Origin of the sequence: Thioclava sp. UBA3469 (assembly GCF_002378135.1) — a bacterium.
Lineage (GTDB): Bacteria > Pseudomonadota > Alphaproteobacteria > Rhodobacterales > Rhodobacteraceae > Thioclava > Thioclava sediminum.
The window spans coordinates 1-4,285 of sequence record NZ_DFRG01000113.1 but is presented as its reverse complement, the minus strand read 5'-3'; the positions used below and the strand labels follow the sequence as shown (position 1 = coordinate 4,285).

The window sequence follows — 4,285 nt, the reverse complement described above, 5'->3', positions numbered from 1 at the left end:
ATGCCCCGGCGCGAAACGCTCGCCCAGACGCGCGCGCAACTCGGGCGTGGGGCCGGGGCCTGCGTCGCGCACCCAGAGCCGGGCGCGCCCGTCGCGCAGCTCCGCGCCGATGGTGACCGGGGCCTCGCCATGCGACAGCGCGTTGCCCAGCAGGTTCTTCGCGGCCTCCGACAGCGAGAGCTCATCGGCCAGCACGGGCACCTCCGCCTCGGCGATCTCCAGCCGAATTTCGCTCCCCGGCGCGAGGGCCGCATGATCGCCTTCCTCAAAGATGTCCAAGGCGATGTTGCGCAGATCGACCTGCTCGCGTCGCGCACTGTCGGCGCGGTGGATCACAAGCGCACGCGACAGCATCTGATCGAGCAAGCGGCTCAGCCGCACCGTGCCGGAATGCATCTTCGCGACGATCTGGTCGCGCCGGGCGGGATCGTCTTCCTCGGCGGCGAGGTCGGATTGCGCGCGCAGGGCGGCAACGGGGGTGCGCAGCTGATGCGCGGTGTCCGAGATCAGGCTTTTCATCGTGGCGAATTGCCGGTCCAGCCGCCCCATGAACCCGTTCGTCGCCTGCACCATCACATCGACCTCGCGCGGCACGGCGGCGCGGATCGGGGTCAGGTCCTGCGGATCGCGTTCCGAGATTCGATGGGCCAGCCGCTCCAGCGGGCGCAGCGCGCTATGCACGATGATGATCGCGAAGGCGAGCATGGCGATGCCGCCGACCGCCAGCCCGCCAAGCGCGTTGCGGGTGATGCTGAGCGCAAGCTGGGTGCGTGCCCGCAGGGTCTGGCCGACGACCACCTCCACCGTGCCGGAGAACTGGCGCTCCGCGAAGCGGCGCGTGACCCGGATGTAGCGCGCGGGCTCTCCCTTGAAGCGCGCGTCGTAAAGCTCCGAGTCCTGTGCGGTCGTGTCGGGGCGGGGCAGGTCCTCGTAGCCCGTCAGCACCGCGCCTTTCGGGCCGCTGACCTGATAGGCGATGCGGTCATCGGGGGCGAGGGCCAGCAGCTCAAACGCCGAGACCGGCAGATCGACGACCGGCGCGCCGTCGCGGATCGAGATCGAGGCGGCGATGTCATTGGCCGCGCCCACGAGCAGCCGGTCGAAGGCGTCACGGGCCGCGGCGCGCCCATAGGCGAAGGCCGCCAGCGCGAGGATCAACCCGCCGATAATCATCAGCCCCGACAGCCCGGTCACGAGCCGCGCGGTCAGCGAGCGCGTGGCGGAGATGCCGATCTCGCGGGAGCGCACGCCGTCAGACATCGCCATCGCGCGCCGCCAGACGGTAGCCGCGTCCGCGCAGGGTCTCGATCTCGACCCCGCTGCCCGCGATCTTCTTGCGCAGCCGCGCGATATAGAGCTCGATCGCATTGTCGCCCGGCACCGCGTCGTCGAAGGCGTATAGCCCCTCGTGCAGCCGATCCTTCGACATCACTTGCCCTGCATTGCGCATCAGCAGGCCCAGCAGCGCGAATTCGCGGCCCGTCAGTTTCAACGCCTGATCCCCGACCGTGGCGCTGCCCGCCGTCGCGTTATAGCGCAGATGGCCAAGTTCCAGATCGGCGGAGCGATCCGTCGTCTGCCGTCGCCCGATCGCATGAAGTCTTGCCTCCAACTCACGGTGATCAAAGGGTTTTACGAGATAGTCGTCGGCCCCGAGCTCGAAGGCGGAAATCTTGTCATCGACCGAGAATTGCGCTGTCAGCATCAGCACAGGCATCGTGGCGGCCTGCGCGCGCATCTCGCGCAGAAGGTCCGTGCCGCTGCCATCGGGCAGGTTGATGTCGAGGATCACCGCGTCATAGGCCTGCACCGCCAGAAAATCGCGCGCCTCGCCCACGGAGGCGGCGAGATCGCAGGCCATACCCGAGCGCGCAAGCCGACGTTGCGTGGCCTCGGCCAGCTCCTCGGCATCCTCCACTAGCAAGAGCCGCATTCTTCCTCCCTCATGCGCCTCTGAACCTGTGACAGGTTCGTGACAGGTTCAAGCGGTAAAACCCGGTCCATAGCCCGCTGCGGGAGGCAACGGGCGGACAGTGGAGGATATACCATGGCTTTTAAACTCATGCGCGCGGCGATTGCCGTCGCGGCACTCACCGTTGCGACCGGCGCTTCGGCGCAGGAATGTATCGCGCCCGCGAACCCCGGCGGCGGCTGGGACTTCACCTGCCGTCAGGTCGGCAAAACCATGCAGGATCTGGGCCTCATCGACTCGACCATGCAGGTCGTGAACCTCGCCGGTGGCGGCGGTGGCGTGGCCTTCGCCGAAGTGGTCAACAAGCGCAATGACGACGACAACCTGATCGTTGCGGCTTCTTCGGCCACCGCGACCCGTCTGGCGCAAGGCGCCTATCCGGGCAACTCGATGGATCAGGTCCGCTGGGTCGGCTCGATCGGCGCGGATTACGGCGTGATCGCCGTCGCAGCCGACAGCGACATCCAGACGCTTCCCGAACTGCTCGACAAGATCAAGGCCGATCCGAATTCGGTCTCCGTCGCGGGCGGCTCGGCTGTGGGCGGCTGGGATCACCTCAAGGTGCTGATCGCGGCCGACGCTTACGGCATCGATGATGTGCGCAAGGTCAAATACATCGCCTTCGACGGCGGCGGCGAAGCGGTCACCCAGCTTCTGGCGGGCTCCGTGCAGGCCTTCACCGGCGATCTGTCGGAAGCCAAGGGCTTCGTCGACTCCGGTGATATCCGCGTGATCGCGGTGCTGGCGCCCGAGCGTCTGGACGGCGAATTCTCGGAATTCCCGACCGCGAAAGAGCAGGGCGTGGACGCGATCGGCGCGAACTGGCGCGGCTTCTACGCTCCGGGCGGCATGTCCGACGAGGCTTACCAGATGTGGGTCGACAAGGTCGGCCAGCTCTACGCCTCCGACGAGTGGAAGCAGGTGATGGCGGCCAACGGTCTGGCCCCGCTCAATCTGCAGGGCGCTGAATTCGAGAGCTTCGTGCAGAACTCGGTCCAGCAGATTCAGGACATCTCGCGCCAGATCGGCATCATCAAGTAAGCGAGACAACCCATGCGCGCGGCGGGCTTTCGAGTGCCGCCGCGCCTTCATACCAAGGGAGGGGATCATGAGTGATCGCATCTTCGGCGCCGTCGGCCTGTGCCTCGCGCTGTTCTACGGCTGGGCGACGCTGCAAATCCAAGAAAGTTTCCTGTCGGATGCGGTGGGGCCGAAAACCTTCCCGCTGGTGATCGCGGTGATCCTCGGGCTGGCCTCGCTCGTGATCTTGCTGCGCCCCGATCCCGACCCGGTCTGGCCGAGCCTCGCGCGGCTCGCCGAAATCCTCGCCGCCGTTGTGGTGATGATCCTCTATGCCGAGTTCCTGCCCATCGTGGGCTTCCTGATCGCAACCGCTTTTGCCAGCGCCTACCTGACTTGGCGGTTGGGCACGGGACCGTTGCAATCCGTCGTCGTGGGCGTCGCCACCTCGATCGGTATCTACGTAATTTTCAAGCTGGTTCTGGGCCTCTCGCTCGCCAGCGGCCCCTTCGGCTTCTGAGGTGATATGATGGACACCTTAATGTCACTCGCAGACGGTTTTCATACCGCTCTGACCTTCGAGAACCTGCTGCTCGCGCTCTTGGGTACGTTCCTCGGCACCATGATGGGCGCGTTGCCCGGGCTCGGGCCGTCCAACGGCGTCGCGATCCTGATCCCGCTGGCCTTCACGCTGGGGCTGGGCGCTACCCCCTCGCTGATCCTGCTGACCTCGGTCTATTACGGGGCGATGTATGGCGGGCGGATCAGTTCGATCCTGCTGAACATCCCGGGCGACGAGCCCGCGATGATGACCTGTCTCGACGGCTACCCGATGGCCAAGAAAGGCCTTGCGGGCGAGGCGCTGTCTCTCTCGGGCATCGCAAGCTTCGTGGGTGCTTTCATCGCCACCTGGGGCCTGATCCTGCTGGCGCCGCAGCTGGTGAAATTCGCGCTGCTGTTCGGACCGGCGGAATATTTTGCGCTTTTCGCGCTCGCCTTCGCAACGCTGGGTGGGGTCTCCTCGACCAATCAGGCGAAATCGGCTTTCGCCGCGATGCTGGGCCTCGGCCTGTCGGTGATCGGTGTGGACACGCAGACCGGCGTGCCGCGTCTGACCTTTGGCGAGGTCCACCTCTATGACGGGCTCGATTTCCTCGTCGCCATCGTCGGCCTCTTCGCGCTGTCGGAAGTGTTCATCTTCCTCGAGCACCGCCACGGCTCGGCCACCGGCGCGGGCCACAAGGTCTCGGTCGGGCGCATCACGCCGCCGTGGAAGATGGTGAAAGAGACGAC

At 66.2% G+C, this 4,285-nt stretch carries 5 protein-coding genes; 3 read left to right on the top strand and 2 right to left on the bottom strand.

Annotated elements, in window-relative coordinates:
- Together B3D39_RS09380 and B3D39_RS09375 are read right to left on the bottom strand one after the other, a co-directional pair.
- Positions 1–1,266 (bottom strand): sensor histidine kinase (locus B3D39_RS09380; protein ID WP_286789626.1); only part of this gene is annotated, 1,266 nt, incomplete at its 3' end.
- The gene (locus B3D39_RS09375) at positions 1,253–1,933 is read right to left on the bottom strand and encodes a response regulator transcription factor (RefSeq protein ID WP_078570397.1); all 681 of its coding nucleotides are present in this window, start codon (positions 1,931–1,933) and stop codon (positions 1,253–1,255) included. The genes B3D39_RS09375 and B3D39_RS09380, both read right to left, overlap by 14 nt.
- 114 nt (positions 1,934–2,047) lie before the next feature.
- Here B3D39_RS09375 and B3D39_RS09370 point away from each other — a divergent pair, with 114 nt between their 5' ends.
- From B3D39_RS09370 to B3D39_RS09360, 3 genes are all read left to right on the top strand, one after another.
- Positions 2,048–3,013: a Bug family tripartite tricarboxylate transporter substrate binding protein gene (locus B3D39_RS09370; protein WP_078519231.1), complete on the top strand. Its 966-nt coding sequence runs from the start codon at positions 2,048–2,050 to the stop codon at positions 3,011–3,013.
- A gap of 67 nt (positions 3,014–3,080) precedes the next feature.
- Positions 3,081–3,512: a tripartite tricarboxylate transporter TctB family protein gene (locus B3D39_RS09365; protein ID WP_078570398.1), complete on the top strand. Its 432-nt coding sequence runs from the start codon at positions 3,081–3,083 to the stop codon at positions 3,510–3,512.
- A gap of 9 nt (positions 3,513–3,521) precedes the next feature.
- The coding region (locus tag B3D39_RS09360; RefSeq protein ID WP_286789625.1) for a tripartite tricarboxylate transporter permease at positions 3,522–4,285 on the top strand (764 nt) is incomplete at its 3' end.